A 17,236-nucleotide genomic window follows, 5' to 3' on the forward strand; every position below is an offset into this window, starting at 1 on the left:
ACCCGACCCCGCTTCTCGAAGGAGAGAGCCCATGCCCGACGCCCTCGACAGCCGACGGACCGTCACGCACCGCGTGCGGGTCGACCGCCCGTCCCCGCCACACCGCGACCACCTCGAGCTGGGAGACCCGCCAGGCGCGTCGGACGCGGTGGCGGTGACCAGCCGGTACCTCGAGCGGGCGGGGCTGCCCTGGTTCCCCGTGACGGGCGAGGTGCACTACTCGCGCATCCCGCGCGAGCGCTGGTCCGAGGTGCTGGGGCACGCGAAGGCGGGTGGGCTGGACTCCGTCGCCACCTACGTGCTCTGGCAGGCGCACGAGCCCGCGCCGGGCGACTTCCGCTGGGACGGGAACCTCGACCTGCGCGCCTTCGTCGAGACGGCCGGCCGGCACGGGCTCGACGTCGTCGTGCGGCTGGGGCCCTGGGCGCACGGCGAGGCACGGTACGGCGGCTTCCCCGACTGGCTGGTCGAGCGCGGGCTGGCCACGCGCACGAACGACCCCGCGTACCTCGAGCTGGTGCGGGCCTACTACGCGCAGGCGGTCGCGCAGCTCGACGGCCTGACGCACGCCGAGGGCGGGCCGGTCGTCGGGGCGCAGGTGGACAACGAGCTCTACGACCAGCCCGAGCACCTCGCCGCCCTGCGGTCCCTCGCCGAGGAGCTGGGCCTGCGGGTGCCGGTCTGGACGGCGACGGGGTGGGGCGGGGCGCAGGTGCCCGCCACCCTGCTGCCGCTGTACAGCGCGTACGCGGACGGGTTCTGGGAGGACGCCGAGACGGAGTGGCCGCCGTTCTCGCCCGTGCACTTCCGGTACAGCACCGTGCGCGACGACCTCAGCGTGGGCGCCGACCTGCGCGAGGCCCTCGACGGCATCGTCGTCGCGCCGGGTGCGGTCCCGCTCAAGGACGACGACGCCCTGCCGTACGCGACCTGCGAGCTGGGCGGTGGGATGCACGTCGCCTACCACCGGCGGCCGCTCGTCACGCCCGACGACGTCGCGGCGCTCGCGCTCGCGAAGATCGGCAGCGGCTCCGTCTGGCAGGGGTACTACATGTACGCGGGCGGCACCCAGCGCGTCGGGCCGCAGGGCACGGAGCAGGAGTCGCACGCCACCGGGTACCCCAACGACGTGCCCACCCGCACCTACGACTTCGGCGCCCCCGTCGGCGAGCACGGCCAGGTGCGGCGTCACCACCACCTGCTGCGCCGTCAGCACCTGTGGCTCCAGGCCGACGGCGCGGCGCTCGCGGCCATGACCACGACGGTGGGCGGGGGGAGCGCGGACGCTGACGAGCTGCGCTGGTCGGTACGGTCGGACGGGCACCGCGGGTACGTCTTCCTCACCACGTACCAGCCCGCGCGCCGGCCGCTGCCGCCGCAGCCGGGCGTCCAGGTCGCCGTCGAGCTCGACGACGCGAGCGTGACCGTGCCCGTGCGTCCCGTCGACCTGCCTGCGGGCGTCTCGGTCGCGTGGCCGGTGCGGTACCCGCTCGGCGAGGGGCTGGTGCTGCGCAGCGCGACGGCGCAGGTGCTCACGCGGATCGACGTCGGGCCAGGCGTCGGGACAGGCGGCGGGGTCGGACGGGACCTCGTCGTGCTGGTCGCGACCGACGGCGTCCCGGTGGAGCTGGTGCTCGAGCGGGACGGCGGTGGCGAGGTCGGGTCGAGCGGCCCGGTGGAGGCGCGCGCCGAGGACGGCGCGACCGTCCTCGACCTGGTCGGCGAGCCGGGGCCGGGCACCGTCGTGGGGCTGCGCGGTCCGTCCGGTGAGGTCGACGTCCTGGTGCTCGACGAGGACTCCGCGAACCGCCTGTACCGGCTCGACGTCGGCGGGCGCGAGCGTCTGGTGCTCGCCGACGCCCCGGTGCACGCGCTCGACGGTGCGCTCGTCGTGCACACGGAGGAGCCGGCGGTCACGGTGTCGATGCTGCCCGCGCCGCCGTCCCTGACGGCGTCGACCGCGGGCGCCGACGTCACCGCCGACGCCGCCACCGGCACGCCCTGGTCCACGTGGACGCTCTCCGTCCCCGGGGCCGGGCGCCGCCGGCTCGCGACGGACCTGCACCCGGACGCCCCCGCCCCGCCGGCGCCGGCGCACGGCGGGCCGATGGGCCGGCTCAGCGCGCCGACCGACTACTCGGGCGCGGCCCGCGTGCACCTGGACGTGCCCGCCGACGCGCTCGCCGGCGTCGACCGCGCGCTGCTGCGCGTCGCGTGGAAGGGCGACGTCGGCCGCGCCGTCGTGCCGCGCGGGCACGGCGTCGTCGTGAGCGACCACTTCTGGCACGGCCGCGACTGGGACGTCGACCTCACGCCGTGGCGCGACGACGTCGCCCGCGACGGCCTGACGCTGGAGCTGCTGCCGTGGCGCGCCGCGACCGGCGTCTGGGTGGACCCGTCCGTGCGCGACGTGCCCGACGGGATCGCCGTCGCGGCGGTCGACGTCGTGCGGGTGGCGCGGGTGGTGCTCACCGCGGGGGAGGGACGGTCGTGGACCTGAACCGGCGCGACCTGCTGCGGCTGCTCGGCGTCGCCGGCCTCGGTGTCGCGAGCGGCGGGATCCTCGGGGGCTGCTCGTCCACCACCGCGGCCGCGCCGGTCCGTGCGGGGGCGGTGTCCCTGGGGCTGTGGACGCACGACCCGGGCTACGCGAGCTACTTCACGCAGGCGGCGACGGACGCCGCCGTCGTCGGCGGCAGCGCGTGGACCTTCGGCGTGGACGTCACGTCCGTCGCGCCGGCCGACATCGTCTCTCGCCTGGTGACGCAGGCGGTCGCGCAGCGGCCGCTGCCGGACCTGGCCGGGCTGGTGATCGACCAGTTCCCGCGCGTCATGCGAGCGGGGATCGCGGAGAACCTGTTCGTCGACCTCACCTCGCTCACGGCGTCCTTGGGCGACCGGCTGCTGAAGACCCAGCCGTACACCGTGGACGGGAAGGTGTACGCGCTGGAGTCGGACAACTCGATCTCGGTGATGTTCTACCGGGCCGACCTCTTCGACGAGCTGGGGATCCCGGCGGACGTCGGGACCTGGGAGGAGCTCCTCGAGGTCGGGGCCGAGGTCGCCGCGGACACCGGGCAGGCCATCGGCATGGTCGCCAACGGCGACAACGGGTCCATCGTCAACGGGTTCACGCAGCTGCTGCTGCAGCGCGGCGGGAACCTCTACGACGCCGACGGGAACCTCGCGGTCCTGTCCGACGAGGCCGTCGAGGTGCTCGAGCTCATGGCCGAGGGCGTCCGGACGGGCGCGTTCGTCGCGCTGGCGGACCCGTACGGCGGCGCCGCCGCGGCGGCCCTCAAGGGGAGCCGGCTCGTCGCGACCGTCATGCCGAACTGGTACGAGGTGTACGGCCTCCAGGCCAACGCCCCCGACCAGGAGGGGCTGTGGCGCGCCCGCACGATCCCGCGGTTCGCGGGCGGCGGGCACGTCGCCTCCACGATGGGCGGCACCGCTTTCGCGGTGCTCAAGGACCAGCCCCGCACCGACGCCGCGACCGACTTCCTGCAGCGGGCCTACCTGTCCGAGGAGGGTCAGCTCGCGCGATACTTCGCCGGCGCGTACATGCCCACCCTGGTGGACCTCTACGACGCTCCCGAGTTCCAGGAGATCACCGACCCGTACCTCGGCGGCCAGCGCGTCTTCGAGGTCTTCTCCGCCGCCGCGGCCGACATGCCGCTCTTCTACCAGTCCGCGGGCGCCTCGGTGCTGCGCGACAGCCTCGGCGGTCCCATCCTGCGCGCCATCAACGGACAGGTCGGTGCCGAGGAGGCGCTGCGGGCCGGGGTGCGCACGTACGAGAGGCAGGTGCAGCAGTGAGCATCCTGACCAGGCCGTCGACGGGGACGGCCACCCGGGACGCCCTGCGCGCCCCCCGACGCGGGAACCGGCGGCAGTGGGCGCCCTACCTCTTCATCTCCCCGTTCTTCCTGCTGTTCACCGTCTTCATGGTGGTGCCGGTCGGCGCGGGGATCTTCCTCAGCCTCACCGACTGGGCCGGCCTGGGCAGTCCCGAGTTCGTGGGGCTGGCGAACTACTCCCGCCTGCTGCGCGACGCGAGCTTCGGCGCCGCTCTCGCGAACACGGCCTTCTACACCGTGTTCGCGATGGTCGTGGTGCTGCCGCTGGCGCTGCTGATCGCGCTGGCCCTCGACGCGAAGGGGCTGCGGCTGCGGGACTTCTTCCGCCTCACGTACTTCATGCCGGTGGTGCTCTCGCCGATCGTCATCGCCCTGATCTTCGGGCTGATCTTCGACGGCGAGTACGGGCTGCTCAACGCCACCCTCGAGGCCCTCTTCGGGTTCGGCGGCGTCTCGTGGCTCACCGACCCGTGGTGGGCGCGCGTCGTCGTGGTGGTGCTGGTGCTGTGGCGCTGGACCGGGTACCTCACGATCTTCTTCCTCGCCGGCCTGCAGAACATCCCGCGCGAGCTGCACGAGGCGGCCGAGCTGGACGGCGCGGGCGTGGTGCGCCGCTTCTTCGCCGTCACGCTGCCGCAGCTCAAGCCGGTGACGGCCTTCATCGCCGTGACCATGCTGGTGAGCACCGCGCAGATCTTCGAGGAGCCGTTCCTGCTCACGCAGGGCGGCCCCGGCGAGGCGACCCTGTCCGTCTCGATGTTCGTCTACCGGGCCGGGTTCCAGCGGCAGGAGCTCGGCTACGCCGCGGCCGCCGGCGTCGTCATGTTCGTCATCGTCTTCGTGCTGGGCCGCATCGGCACCCGGGCGTTCGGCGTCGGGAGGAACCGATGAGCACACCGACCCTCGCGCGGACACCCCGCGCCGACAACCCCGTGGCGGGGCCGGCGGCCCACGCCCCGCGGCGCTTCCCCCCGGGCCGCGTCGCGCTGTACGCGGTGCTCGGCCTGCTGACCGTGGTCTACGTGGCGCCGCTGCTGTGGGCCCTGTCCTCGTCGTTCAAGGACCGCAGCGACATCTTCGCTTTCCCGCCCGCGCTGATCCCGGACCCGGCGACGCTCGACAGCTACGCGAACCTGCTCGCCACGCAGCCGTTCTGGCGGTGGATGCTGATGAGCACCGTCGTGGCCGCCGTCAGCACCGTCGCCACCGTCTTCCTGTGCTCCCTGGCGGGCTTCGGGTTCGCCAAGTACGAGTTCCGCGGCAAGCGGGTGCTGTTCGACGTGATGTTCTCGTCGCTGGCCATCCCGTTCGCGGTGATCGTCGTCCCGCTGTTCGTCCTCGTCGCGAAGCTGGGGCTGGCGAACCCGTTCTTCGCGCTCGTCGTGCCCTGGGTGGCGCCGGCGTTCGGGATCTTCATGATGCGCCAGTACACCGAGCAGTCGGTGCCCGACGAGCTCCTCGACGCGGCCCGCATCGACGGGTGCTCCGAGCTGCGGACGTTCGTGTCCGTCGTCATGCCGCTGCTGCGGCCGGCGATCGGGGCGCTCGCGGTGTGGAGCTTCCTCAACTCGTACAACACGCTGCTGTGGCCCCTGGTGATCATCGCCGAGCCCGAGTTCTACACGCTGCCGCTCGGGCTGCAGGCGCTTTTCGGCGCCGAGGGGCGGCAGTACGACCTGGTGATGGCGGGGTCGGTGCTCGCCGCCGTCCCCGCGCTGATCGTGTTCTTCGTGCTGCGCAAGCAGCTCGTCAACGGCCTGACCGCAGGGGCGGTGAAGGGATGAGCGAGATGACGGAACCCCGGATGGTGACGGACCGGTCGGTGCCGGGCACTATGACCGCCGCCGGCGCGGCCGTGCCCGCGCACCTGCCCCGACGGCTGGCGATCACGCTGTGGGACTTCTCCTGGTACGTGCGCACCGGGCCGGGGGAGCCCTTCGAGGACCTCGACGCGGCGTTCGCCCGCGCCGCGGAACTCGGGTACAACGCGGTCCGGGTCTGCGCGATGCCGTTCCTGCTGTTCCGCTCCGGCCTGGGCACGACGGCGCTGCGGCTGGGGCCGATCGGCGGGGGCTACGCGTCGCGGGTGCGCTGGTACGACGTGCGCGAGCCGACGACGATCGACGCCCGCGCGCACCTGCTGGAGCTGTTCCGCGGCGCGGAGCGGCACGGCATGACGGTGATCGCGTCGTCGTGGGAGTACCAGCAGAGCCCGGCGTTCGCGGCCGACCGCGCCTGGTACGACGCCCTCCGGGCCGTGGATCCCGAGGACCGTCTCACCGTGCTCGGCGAGGCGATGGCCGACCTCGTGGACCTGCTGCGGGACGAAGGGCTCGACCACGTGCTGGCGTACGTCGAGCCGCACAACGAGGTCCAGGCCGGGCACCTCACCGCCGGGTTGCCCGGCGTCGAGGACCCGGTGGTGGAGCTGCGCGACCGTCTCGAGCGCGGCATCGCCGCGTTCTCCGCGCGGCACCCCGACGTGCTCTGCGGCCCGAACTACGCCGCCGTCCCGGTCACCGCGATGCGGGGGCTGCCGCGCAACGCCCAGGTGCTCGGCGTCCACCCGTACGTCTACGGCGTCCTGGACGACCTGGTGCACGAGTTCGCGCTGCGCGGCGACCCCGCCGACTTCCCGCAGGCGCGGGCCGACGCCGAGCTGCTGCGGCCGGGCGCGCCGCGGCTCGGCGAGTGGGCGCCGCCGGCGGACGAGGAGTGGAAGCGTCGCGCGTCGATCGTCGGGCACGCGGAGATCTACGTGCACGACTGGTGCGACCCGCAGGCCGTGGACCGGTGGCTCTACGAGCGGTACGGCGCGCACCGCGTCGCGATGGCCGAGCGGCTGCGGGAGTGGATCGGCGTCGCCGCGGACCACGCCGCACGGCTCGGGATCCCGCTCGTGCTCGGCGAGGGCTGGGTGGGCTACACCCCGCGCGACACCCGGTTCGAGGAGGGACCGGTCGGGGCGCAGATCTGCCGCGACGCCGTGCGGCACGCGGCCGACGTGGGCGCGTGGGGCTCCGTCGTGTGCTCCAACGCGGCGCCGCAGCACGCCATGTGGCTCGACGCCGACCTGCAGCGCGAGTGCACCGCCGTCATCCGCGGCGAGCCTGCCTAGGGTGATCGCATGGCCGACGCGAACGACCCGTACGAGCTCGTCCCCACCGCCCCGGACGTCGAGGCCTACGTGCGGCTGCGTCGGGACTCAGGGCTGAGCCCGAAGACGCCCGAGCAGGCGGGGTACGCCCTCGCGAACAGCTGGGCGTTCGTCCACGTGCGGCACCGGCCGACCGGCGAGGTCGTCGCGATGGGGCGCGTGCTCGGCGACGGCGGCTGGTACTTCCACGTCGCCGACATGGCGACCCTGCCCGGTCACCAGCGGCAGGGCCTGGGGCGGCGGGTGCTCGGATGGTTGCTCGACCAGATCGCCGAGCGGGCGCCCGCCGACCCGTACGTCACCCTCATGGCGGACGCGCCCGGCCGTCCGCTCTACCGCAGCATGGGCTTCGTCGAGTCCGCGCCGCACAGCCTCGGGATGGTCCTGGCCGACCGGCCCTGAGTCCTCGGGCTGCCGGGTACGTCCCGGCGCGAGAGCATCGGACGATGGCGACCGACGGCGACATCCAGAAGACCATCAGCGACCTCATCGCCCGCGAGCGCGACCTGCGGGAACGACTCGGTAAGGGCGAGATCGACGCGAGCACCGAGCACGAGGAGCTCGCCGCGACGGAGACCCGGCTCGACCAGTGCTGGGACCTGCTGCGCCAGCGGCAGGCGGCGCGGGAGTTCGGCGGCGACCCGGACCAGGCGAAGGTCCGCCCCGCGGAGGTCGTGGAGCGCTACCGCGGGTAGAGCCGGGGGCGGGAACGTGGGGCCGGTGCGTCGAGAGCTCGATGCCCGTCCGAGGGCGCGCCCGTCACGCCTCCGCGGCCTCGAGCCGGCCCGACGCGACGGCGTCCAGGAAGGCGGCGTAGTCGCGGTCGTTCTGGTCCGCGTAGTCCGCGGCGAAGTCCGCGACCGCCCGGTCGAAGACGTCGCCGTGGCCGAGGTAGGCGGCGATCGCGACGCGGTCGCCGGAGCGGGCGTGCGCCCGCGCGAGCGCCTCTCCGCAGAGCCGGGCGTAGGCGCGCGCGCCCGCGGCGTCCATCGCCTCGACGTCCACCCCGCCCTTCCAGTCGTAGAGCTGGCGGAGGTAGTAGTCGCGGACCACGCCGTCGACGCCGGCGACGCGCTGCCAGCCGAGGAAGACGTCGCCGGCCGCCTGCATGAGCCGCTGCCCGCGCACCACCCGCTCGCCATGGTTGTCGTACCGGCTCGGCGGCAGGAAGCGCTCCAGCACCGAGCGCTCCGCCTGCTTGGCCTGCAGGACGAGGGTGTCCGTCTCGTCGCGGCCCCGCAGCAGCACCACCCACGCGCGCGTGCCGACGCTGCCGACGCCCACGACCTTGCGCGCCATGTGCACGTAGGAGAACTCCGCCATCGGGTGCCGCTCGGGCTGGAGCGTCGAGACGTACGACGCGATCAGGCGCCGCATCCAGTCCTCCGCCCGCTCCCGGTCGCGCGCGAGGGGTACGAGGTCCTCGACGGGGACGACGAGCGGCGGGCTGGCCGCGAACCGCGGCTCGCCGCCGACCACCTCGACGAGCTTGGCGGTCGCGCGCGTGCTGTCCTTCGTCCGGGCCTTCGCGAGGTCGGCCTCCAGCCGGTCGACCTGCTTGCGGCCGACCCGCTTCGCGCGGTGCTCGGCCTCCACCCAGGCCACGACACGGTCCGTGTCGAGCCGGTCGTACCACCCCTCGAGCACGCCCGACTCCCCCAGCCGCAGCATGCGCTCGCGGTAGGCCCGCACGACGGCGAGGTCGATGTCGCGACGCTGGTCGGCGTCGAACCCGCGGTGTCGGCCCGCCACCTCGACGCTGGCAGCCAGCCGCTTGACGTCCCACTCCCACGGGCCGGGGAGCGTCTCGTCGAAGTCGTTGATGTCGAACACCATCGCCCGTTCCGGCGTGCCGAAGACGCCGAAGTTCGACAGGTGCGCGTCGCCGCAGACCTGCGTGACGATCCCCGACACGGGGGTGCGGGCCAGGTCGGTCGCCATGAGGAGGGCCGCGCCCCGGTAGAAGGTGAACGGCGAGACCATCATCCGCCGGTGCCGGATCGGCACCAGCCCCGGTACCCGGGTGGTCTCCTGCTCCTCGAGCAGAGCGATCGGGTCGGGGCGGTCCGGCGGGGGCGTCCATCCCGCGTGGGACGACCTCGGGACGCGGCGGCGGGCGCTCCTGCCGTGCTCTGCGCGGCGCGCGAACTCGGTGGGCGGGGGCGGCGGCTCGGTGACCCCGGCCGTGCTCGCGCCCGTGTCCCGTCGGATACTCATGGGGCCACCTCCGCCACCTGGTCGGTCCTGGCCGCGTCCGCGCCGTGAGGAGCCGGGTTTCCAGCGTCACGCTGCCACCGAGCGCCCGCAGGACGAACGAGGGCGAAAGCGTGCCCGGGCCAGGAGGGCGGCAGCGAACGGCGCGTCGTGGCACCCCGGCGGGCGCGGGAGGACAGTGGGACGGGCACGCCCCCTTCACCCCGAGAGAGGTGCACACCGATGAAGAAGCTCCCCCGTCCGGCCACCACGAAGAACCCGCCCGAGCAGTTCACCGGCGACGTCTGGCTCGACCCGATCGCCACGCCGCAGGAGGCCGACCAGCGGATGGTCGTGGCGCTCGTGCGGTTCGCGCCCGCGGCGCGCACCGCGTGGCACTCGCACGCCCGCGGGCAGACGCTGCACGTCGTGTCCGGCGTGGCGCTCGTCGGCACGCGCGACGGTGTCGTCGCCGAGGTCCGGCCCGGCGAGACGGTGTACTGCCCGCCGGGGGAGGAGCACTGGCACGGCGCGTCGCCGGACGACTTCATGGAGCACCTGGCGATGCTCGAGAACGCCGACGACCCGGCGACCACGACCACGTGGCTCGAGCACGTCACGGACGAGGAGTACGCCGCCGCACCGTGGCTCGACGTCTGAGCGGCCCCTCAGATCAGCAGCGGCGCCAGGCCGAAGCCGATGGCGACGGCGGACGCGACGGCCACCAGCCCCGGCACCATGAACGAGTGGTTGAACAGGTACTTCCCGATGCGGGTGGTGCCCGTGTCGTCGAGCTCGATAGCGGCGACCACCGTGGTGTAGGTCGGCAGCAGGAACAGGCCGGTGACGGCGGGGAACGACGCGACCATCGTCGTCGCCGCCACGCCCATGCCGGCGGCCACGGGCATGAGGGCGATCGTCGTCGCAGCCTGCGAGTACAGCAGCGCGGACGCGAGCAGGAGCACGACGGCGAGCATCCACGGGTAGCGCTGGATGATGTCGCCGCCCAGCTCCTCGATCTCGGCGGTGTGGCCCTGCACGAACGTGTTGCCCAGCCACGCGACGCCGATGATGCAGACGGCGGCGCTCATGCCGCTGCGGAACGTCTGCTGCGTGATGACGGTGCTGACGTCGATCTTGCAGAGCAGGGCGATGAGCAGGCCCGCCAGCAGCATGAACGTCATGATGGCGCCGCTGCGCGTGATGGTCGGGTCCTCGATCAGCCCGACCGAGTCGGACACGGCCGTGGAGTAGAGCACGACGACGAGCAGCGCCGCCGCGAAGATGACCAGCGACAGCAGCGCCCGCGGCTTCGCGACGAACTCGGTGCGCTCGCGCCGCTTCACCAGCCCCTTCGCGAGCCGCTCCTGGTACACCGGGTCGTCCTGCAGCTCGACGCCCTGCCGGGACGCGACGACGGCGCCGACCATGCAGCCCACCAGCGTGGACACCCCCGCCACCGTGAGCAGGGTGAGGTAGTCGACGCCCAGCGGCTCGACGACGGCGGCCATCGCCACCACCGCCGCGGAGATGGGTGACGCCGCGATCGCCATCTGCGACGCCACCACCGCGATGGACAGCGGCCGCGACGGCCGCACGTTCGACTCCTTCGCCACCTCCGCGATCACCGGGAGCGTGGAGAAGGCGACCTGACCGGTGCCGGAGAACACCGTCATGACGTAGGTGACGAGCGGCGCGAGGAAGGTGATGCTGCGCGGGCGGGCGCGCAGCAGCACCTCCGTCTTCGCCACGAGGTAGTCCAGCCCGCCGGCGGCCTGCATCGCGGCGATGGCCGCGATGACGCACATGATGATGCCCAGCACGTCCCAGGGGACGCCCGTCGCCGGGTCGACCTCCAGCCCGAGCAGCCCGAGGACGATGACGCCGGCGCCGCCCGCCAGCCCGATCCCGATCCCGCCGAGGCGCGCCCCGATGAAGACGAAGACCAGGACGACGGCGAACTGGACGAGGATCACCGGGCGGCCTCACCCTCCTCGTCGGGGGCGTCGTCGTGCTCGTGCTCCGGGTCGGACGGCGCGCCCGTCGCGTCGTCGGACTCCACGACGCGCGAGGAGTCGCCCTCCTCGCCCAGCGGCGGGATGCCGCGCTCGTCCGGCGCGTAGAAGCGGCCGCTGTAGCGCGGGTGCAGGAAGTTCTCGGTGGTGAGGATCGAGTCGACCTCCTCGGCGGTGAGCAGGCCCCGCGCGACGACGACGTCGCGCACCGAGGCGCCGGTGCGAGCGGCCTCCTTGCCGACGAGGTCGCCGTTGTGGTGCCCGATCACCTCGTTGAGGTACGTGACGATGCCGATGGAGCCGAGCACGTGCTGGCGCATCACGTCGGCGTTGGCCGTGATCCCCACGACGCACTTGGTGCGCAGCGCGTCGCACGCGTTGGTGAGCAGCCGGATCGACTCGAACACGGACTCCGCCAGGACGGGCTCCATGACGTTGAGCTGGAGCTGCCCGGCCTCGGCGGCGTGCGTGATGGTGACGTCGTTGCCCATGACCTTGAAGCACACCTGGTTGACCACCTCGGGGATCACCGGGTTCACCTTGGCCGGCATGATCGACGAGCCGGCCTGCAGCTCGGGCAGGTTGATCTCGTTGAGCCCCGCGCGCGGCCCGGAGGACAGCAGGCGCAGGTCGTTGCAGATCTTCGACAGCTTGGCCGCGAGCCGCTTCACCGCGGAGTGCACGGCCAGGTACGCACCGTTGTCGTACGTGGCCTCGACGAGGTTCTCCGCCGGTACCGTGCCGAGCCCGCTCACCTCCGCGAGCCGCCGCGCCGCGACCTTCGGGTAGCCGGGCGGGGTGTTGAGGCCCGTGCCGATCGCCGTCGCGCCCAGGTTCACCTCGAGCAGCAGGTCGGCCGCGTTCCGCAGGCGCTTGACCTCCTCGGCGACGTTCACCGAGAACCCGGCGAACTCCTGCCCCAGGCTCATCGGCACCGCGTCCTGCAGCTGGGTGCGGCCCATCTTCGGCAGGTCCGCGAACTCCGACGCCTTCTCGTCGAACGCCCGCGACAGCCGCCGCACGGCCACCACGAGCGACTCGGTCAGGGCGTGGACGGCCAGGCGGAACCCGGTGGGGTAGGCGTCGTTCGTGGACTGGGACTTGTTGACGTGGTCGTTCGGGTTGATGACGTCGTAGCGGCCCTTGGGGAAGCCGGACAGCTCCAGCGCGAGGTTCGCGACGACCTCGTTGGTGTTCATGTTGACGCTGGTGCCCGCGCCGCCCTGGAACACGTCGATCGGGAACTGGTCCATGCACCTGCCCTTGACCAGCACCTCGTCGCACGCGCCGATGATGGCGTCCGCGACGTCCCGCTGGATGGCGCGCAGCTCCCGGTTCGCGAGCGCCGCCGCCTTCTTCACCATCACCATGCCGCGGATCATCTCCGGCACGTCGTTGATGGTCGTTCCCGAGATGGGGAAGTTCTCGATCGCCCGGACGGTGTGGATCCCGTAGTACGCCTGCGCAGGGACCTCCTTCGGTCCGAGCAGGTCTTCCTCGACGCGCACGTCAGCCGTGGGTTCAGCCATGGGGCAGACGCTAGCAACGGGGGCAGCCCGACGCCGCGCCAGTGCCGCCGTCCCCGCGCAGAATGGCCGGAGGAGCGCCGGAGCGAAGGAGTCGCCATGACCTACCAGATCGGCTACATCGTCGGGAGCCTCGCCCAGGGATCGATCAACCGCACGCTGTCGCGGGCGCTCGTCCGCCTGGCCCCCGCGGACCTCGAGTTCACGGAGATCCCCATCGGGGGCCTCCCGCTCTACAGCTGGGACTACGACGCCGACTACCCGCCCGAGGGCCGGGCCTTCAAGGCGGCGGTCGAGGCGTCGGACGGGCTGCTCGTCGTGTCGCCGGAGTACAACCGCTCGATCCCGGGCGCGCTGAAGAACGCCATCGACTGGGGCTCCCGCCCGTGGGGCCAGAACTCCTTCGCGCGCAAGCCCGTCGGCATCATCGGAGCCTCCCCGGGCGGGATCGGCACCGCCGTCATGCAGTCGTCGATGCGTGCCGTCCTCAGCTTCCTCGACGCGCCGCAGCTCAACTCCCCGGAGGCGTACATCACCTACGTCGCCGACGACTTCGGCCCCGACGGCGAGGTGACGAACGAGAGCACCGCGGGCTTCCTGCGGCACTACATGGACGAGTACTGCGCGTTCGTGCAGCGCGTGCTCGCCGTCACCGCGCCCGGGCACATCGGCGACAGCGACCCGGCGTCGGCCAAGTAGCCGGTCGAGCACGTCCCCCCGCGCGGGGGGACGGGATCTCCCCCGCTCGGCGGTGGTGGGCGGGGCGGCCCAGCGGCCATGATCGTCGCCATGGCCTCGACCGTCGCCCCGACGCACGCTCCCCGGCCCGCCCGCGCGTGGGTCGCCCCCGCGGCGATGGCCGCGCTGCTCGGCCTCTTCCTCCTGGCGTCGCCGCTGCAGGTGGAGGACGCGCCGCTCGCCGTCGAGCAGCCGGACGGCACCTGGGACATCCCCGCGGGGACGCCGTACCTGGTGAACACGTCCTGGCCGGAGAGCGGGTACTTCCTGTGGTTCGTGGCCTGGGCCGCCGGCCTGAGCTGCGTGACCGCCGTCCTCGTCTGCCGCCGTCGCCCCGTCCTCGCCACGCTCCTGGCGGCCTGGCCGTTCGTGACGATCCCGCTGCTGGGGACGTTCGTGTGGGGGTGGTGGCTCGCCCTGCTGATGATCACGTGCCTGGTGGTCCAGGACTCGTGGCGCCGCGCCGTCGTGCCGCTCGTGGCCACCCTCGCCGGCGCCTGGCTCTACGCGCTCACCGACGTGCCCGCGGCGCTCCCGATCGGCCCGGTGAACGCCGGCAGCTACGACGGCGCGCCCTCGCCCGCGGCGGGGGCGATCTACACGGTGGCCGTCGGGCTCGTCGTCGGGGTCGCCGCCGTCGTCCGGGTGGTGCGCGCGTCGTCGCGGCGCTCGCGGGCGGCGGCCGCGACCGAGCGGCACGCGCTGGAGGTGGAGTCCGTCGCCGTCGAGCGCGCGCGCCTCGCCCGCGACCTGCACGACGTCGTCGCGCACCACGTGTCGCTCGTGGCCGTGCGGGCGGAGTCGGCCCCCTACACGTACCCGGACCTGGGCGACGACGCCCGCCGCGTGCTCGCCGACATCGCCGGGGACGCCCGCCAGGCGCTCGGCGAGCTGCGCCAGGTGCTCGCCGTGCTGCAGCGCACCGACGGCGGCACCCGGGCGCCGCAGCCGACGGCCTGCGACATCGCGGGCCTCGTCGAGCAGGCCCGGGCCGCGGGCCAGGACGTCACGCTGACCGGGGAGTGCGAGGACGTGCCCGCCGCGCAGGGCTACGTGCTCTACCGGGCCGCGCAGGAGGCGCTGACGAACGCCCGGCGGCACGCGCCCGGCGCGCCGACGACGATCACGCTCGCGCTCGTGTCGGACGTCGCCGGGCTGCGGGTCACCAACCCGGTCGACCACCCGGCAGGGCCGGGCGACGTCGTGCCCGGGGGCGGGCTGATCGGCATGCGGGAGCGGGTCGAGGCGCTCGGCGGCGTCGCGACGGCGGAGCGGGAGGGGGCGGCGTTCGTGCTCGTCGTCAGCCTGCCGGTCGGTCCGCGCGAGCCGTCCCCTGCCGTCCCGCGCGACGCGGCGGCCGTCTCATGACCCGGGTCGTCGTCGCCGACGACCAGCCGGTCGTGCTGCACGGGTTCGCCGCGATCCTCGGCTCCGCCCCCGACCTGGAGATCGTGGGGACGGTGGGCGACGGGGGCGCACTGCTCGACGTCGTCGCCCGCACCGAGCCGGACGTGGCGGTCGTCGACGTCCGGATGCCGGTGCTGGACGGCATCGCCGCGACCGCCCGGATCGCGGTCGACCACCCCGGCACCCGCGTGCTGGTCCTCACGACCTTCGACCTCGACGAGTACGTGTACGACGCCCTGCGGTCCGGGGCGAGCGGGTTCCTGCTCAAGGACGTCACGGCGGAGCGGCTCATCGAGGGCGTCCGCCTCGTCGCGGACGGGTCGATGCTGCTCGGGCCCCAGGTCACACGCCGGCTGGTGGACGACTTCGCGCACCGGGCCGCGGCGCCCCGCCGTGAGGTGCCCGGGCTGGGCTCCCTCACGCCGCGGGAGCACGACGTCCTGCTCGCCGTCGCGCGCGGCCTGTCGAACGCGGAGATCGCCGACGCCCTGTTCATCGGGGAGCAGACCGTCAAGTCGTACGTGTCGGAGGTGCTGCGCAAGCTCGGGCGCCGCGACCGCGTGCAGCTCGTCATCGCGGCGTACGAGAGCGGTCTGGTCGGGCGGTCGTGAGAGGCTGGCGTCGTGCGCGTGGACGTGTGGCTGTGGGCGGTGCGGCTCTTCAAGAGCCGGTCGTCGTCGGCCGCCCTGCTCCGGTCGGGGCGGGTGCGGGTGAACGGCACGGTGGCCAAGCCGTCGACGTCCGTCACCGTGGGCGACACCGTCACCTGGCGTGACCCGCTCCGCGACCGCAAGGTCGTCGTCGTCGAGCTGCTGCCCAAGCGGGTGGGCGCCCCGCTGGCAGTCAAGGCGTACCGCGACGAGAGCCCGCCGATGCCTACCCGCCAGGAGCGCGAGGCCGTCGGCGTCCGCGACCGCGGCGCAGGCCGGCCCACCAAGCGCGAGCGCCGCGAGATCGACCGCCTGCGCGGCGGCCACCGCTGACCCCGACCTGTCAGGACCACGTGCACATCTTCATGTTCCTGGCCCTGACCGGTCGGCGGGTGGGGCCGGTAGCGTGCGGGAGATGACCAGCTCCCCTGACCACGCCGACCGCATCGCCGCGCTCCTGCGCGAGCACCCCGTCTGGGACGGGCACAACGACCTGCCGTGGGAGGCCCGCGACCAGGTCGCGTACGACTGGGCGCGGCTGGACGTCGAGGCCGGCACCGAGGGCCGCACGCACACCGACGTGCCGCGGCTGCGCGCCGGGGGAGTGGGCGCGCAGTTCTGGTCGGTGTACGTGCCGTCCAACCTGCCCGGCAGCGCGGCGGTCACGGCGACGCTCGAGCAGATCGACGCGGTGCACCAGATGGTCGCGCGCTGGCCGGAGCACTTCCGCCTCGCGACGAGCGCCGACGACGTCGTGGCCGCGTGGGCGGAAGGCCGCATCGCGTCGCTCATGGGCGCGGAGGGCGGGCAGTCCATCGACTCGTCGATGGGCGCGCTCCGCATGCTGTACGAGCTGGGCGTGCGCTACATGACGCTCACGCACAACCACCACAACCCGTGGGCGGAGTCCGCCACCGACGACCGGCCCGCGGACGGGCGCTTCGATCCGGGCCGGTTCGAGAACGCGGGCCTGACACCGTTCGGCCGCGAGGTGGTGCGCGAGATGAACCGGCTGGGCATGCTCGTCGACCTGTCGCACGTCTCGGCGGGCACGATGCGCGCCGCCCTGGACGTCTCCGAGGCGCCGGTGATCTTCTCGCACAGCTCCGCGCGCGCCGTCTGCGACGTCCCGCGCAACGTGCCCGACGACGTGCTCGCGCGCCTCGCGGACAACGGCGGCGTGTGCATGGTGACGTTCGTGCCGAGCTTCGTCACCCCGGCCATCGGCGAGTGGCGGGCGCAGGCCGGTGAGGCCGCGCGGGCCGCCGGTATCGCACCGAACGACTACGCCGAGTTCGACCGGTTCTCCACCGCCTGGGCCGAGACGCACCCCAAGCCGCCGACGACGCTCGACGACGTCGTCGCGCACGTCGAGCACGTGCGCGAGGTCGCGGGCGCGGCGCACGTCGGACTGGGCGGCGACTACGACGGCGCCGGCGGCTTCGCGGACGAGCTGCGCGACGTCTCCGGCTACCCGGCCCTGCTGGCGGCGCTGGCGGACCGCGGCTGGTCGGATGCCGACCTCGGCGCGCTCACCAGCGGCAACGTGCTGCGCACGCTGCGCGGGGCGGAGGACGTCGCGGCCCGGCTGCGGGCGGAGCGGGAGCCCAGCGTGGCGCGCCTCGAGGACCTCGACGGCGGCTCCTGACGGTTGCCCGCGACGGCTGCCCGGCCGAGGGGGTGCCGAAGG

Annotated in this window: 15 protein-coding genes and 1 pseudogene; 13 read left to right on the forward strand and 3 right to left on the reverse strand. The window is 73.6% G+C overall.

The window, feature by feature from the left end:
- Positions 1-31: 31 nt before the first annotated feature.
- The 7 genes from ACFQ8T_RS07565 to ACFQ8T_RS07595 are packed head-to-tail and all read left to right on the forward strand — an operon-like array spanning position 32 to position 7,712.
- Entirely contained in the window at positions 32-2,500 is a 2,469-nt protein-coding gene (locus ACFQ8T_RS07565) for a beta-galactosidase (protein WP_430545935.1), read from the forward strand.
- Positions 2,491-3,819 (forward strand): ABC transporter substrate-binding protein, encoded by a 1,329-nt coding sequence (locus tag ACFQ8T_RS07570; protein WP_430545936.1) that lies wholly within the window; start codon positions 2,491-2,493, stop codon positions 3,817-3,819. Before ACFQ8T_RS07565 ends, ACFQ8T_RS07570 begins: the two co-directional genes overlap by 10 nt.
- Positions 3,816-4,751 carry a carbohydrate ABC transporter permease gene (locus ACFQ8T_RS07575; RefSeq protein WP_430545937.1) on the forward strand — a complete coding sequence of 312 codons (936 nt, stop codon included), beginning with the start codon at positions 3,816-3,818 and terminating at the stop codon, positions 4,749-4,751. The genes ACFQ8T_RS07570 and ACFQ8T_RS07575 overlap by 4 nt, the downstream gene beginning before the upstream one ends.
- Positions 4,748-5,644 carry a carbohydrate ABC transporter permease gene (locus ACFQ8T_RS07580; protein ID WP_430545938.1) on the forward strand — a complete coding sequence of 299 codons (897 nt, stop codon included), beginning with the start codon at positions 4,748-4,750 and terminating at the stop codon, positions 5,642-5,644. Before ACFQ8T_RS07575 ends, ACFQ8T_RS07580 begins: the two co-directional genes overlap by 4 nt.
- A 5-nt stretch (positions 5,645-5,649) precedes the next feature.
- Positions 5,650-6,978 (forward strand): cellulase-like family protein, encoded by a 1,329-nt coding sequence (locus ACFQ8T_RS07585; protein WP_430545939.1) that lies wholly within the window; start codon positions 5,650-5,652, stop codon positions 6,976-6,978.
- Between the two features lie 9 nt (positions 6,979-6,987).
- The gene (locus tag ACFQ8T_RS07590) at positions 6,988-7,419 is read left to right on the forward strand and encodes a GNAT family N-acetyltransferase (RefSeq protein WP_430545940.1); all 432 of its coding nucleotides are present in this window, start codon (positions 6,988-6,990) and stop codon (positions 7,417-7,419) included.
- Positions 7,420-7,463: 44 nt separating this feature from the next.
- The gene (locus ACFQ8T_RS07595) at positions 7,464-7,712 is read left to right on the forward strand and encodes a DUF2630 family protein (RefSeq protein ID WP_430545941.1); all 249 of its coding nucleotides are present in this window, start codon (positions 7,464-7,466) and stop codon (positions 7,710-7,712) included.
- A gap of 64 nt (positions 7,713-7,776) precedes the next feature.
- On the opposite strand, the gene ACFQ8T_RS07600 is transcribed toward ACFQ8T_RS07595, so the two are convergent.
- Positions 7,777-9,234, reverse strand: coding sequence for a DUF2252 domain-containing protein (locus tag ACFQ8T_RS07600; RefSeq protein WP_430545942.1), 1,458 nt, complete (start codon positions 9,232-9,234; stop codon positions 7,777-7,779).
- Between the two features lie 219 nt (positions 9,235-9,453).
- On the opposite strand from ACFQ8T_RS07600, the gene ACFQ8T_RS07605 reads away from it, so the two are divergent.
- Entirely contained in the window at positions 9,454-9,870 is a 417-nt protein-coding gene (locus ACFQ8T_RS07605; RefSeq protein ID WP_430545943.1) for a cupin domain-containing protein, read from the forward strand.
- 8 nt (positions 9,871-9,878) lie between these two features.
- Here ACFQ8T_RS07605 and ACFQ8T_RS07610 read toward each other — a convergent pair whose 3' ends face one another.
- Together ACFQ8T_RS07610 and aspA are read right to left on the reverse strand one after the other, a co-directional pair.
- Positions 9,879-11,186: an anaerobic C4-dicarboxylate transporter gene (locus ACFQ8T_RS07610; RefSeq protein WP_430545944.1), complete on the reverse strand. Its 1,308-nt coding sequence runs from the start codon at positions 11,184-11,186 to the stop codon at positions 9,879-9,881.
- 134 nt (positions 11,187-11,320) lie between these two features.
- A pseudogene (gene aspA, locus ACFQ8T_RS07615) lies at positions 11,321-12,754 on the reverse strand (aspartate ammonia-lyase); the annotation flags it as partial.
- A gap of 96 nt (positions 12,755-12,850) precedes the next feature.
- Between aspA and ACFQ8T_RS07620 the strand changes: the two are divergent.
- The 5 genes from ACFQ8T_RS07620 to ACFQ8T_RS07640 all read left to right on the forward strand — a co-directional run bounded on the left by ACFQ8T_RS07620 (position 12,851) and on the right by ACFQ8T_RS07640 (position 17,194).
- Positions 12,851-13,450 (forward strand): NADPH-dependent FMN reductase, encoded by a 600-nt coding sequence (locus tag ACFQ8T_RS07620; RefSeq protein WP_430545945.1) that lies wholly within the window; start codon positions 12,851-12,853, stop codon positions 13,448-13,450.
- Positions 13,451-13,540: 90 nt separating this feature from the next.
- Positions 13,541-14,857 (forward strand): sensor histidine kinase, encoded by a 1,317-nt coding sequence (locus ACFQ8T_RS07625; protein WP_430545946.1) that lies wholly within the window; start codon positions 13,541-13,543, stop codon positions 14,855-14,857.
- On the forward strand, positions 14,854-15,507 hold the full coding sequence (locus tag ACFQ8T_RS07630; RefSeq protein ID WP_430545947.1) for a response regulator: 654 nt from the start codon (positions 14,854-14,856) through the stop codon (positions 15,505-15,507). The genes ACFQ8T_RS07625 and ACFQ8T_RS07630 overlap by 4 nt, the downstream gene beginning before the upstream one ends.
- Before the next feature lie 12 nt (positions 15,508-15,519).
- Complete coding sequence (locus ACFQ8T_RS07635) at positions 15,520-15,879, forward strand: RNA-binding S4 domain-containing protein (protein ID WP_430545948.1); 360 nt, start codon at positions 15,520-15,522, stop codon at positions 15,877-15,879.
- Positions 15,880-15,961: 82 nt separating this feature from the next.
- On the forward strand, positions 15,962-17,194 hold the full coding sequence (locus tag ACFQ8T_RS07640; protein ID WP_430545949.1) for a dipeptidase: 1,233 nt from the start codon (positions 15,962-15,964) through the stop codon (positions 17,192-17,194).
- The last annotated feature ends 42 nt before the right edge of the window (positions 17,195-17,236 follow it).

The sequence above is a fragment of the Isoptericola sp. NPDC056618 genome, from assembly GCF_042792715.1.
GTDB classification, from domain to species: domain Bacteria; phylum Actinomycetota; class Actinomycetes; order Actinomycetales; family Cellulomonadaceae; genus Isoptericola; species Isoptericola nanjingensis.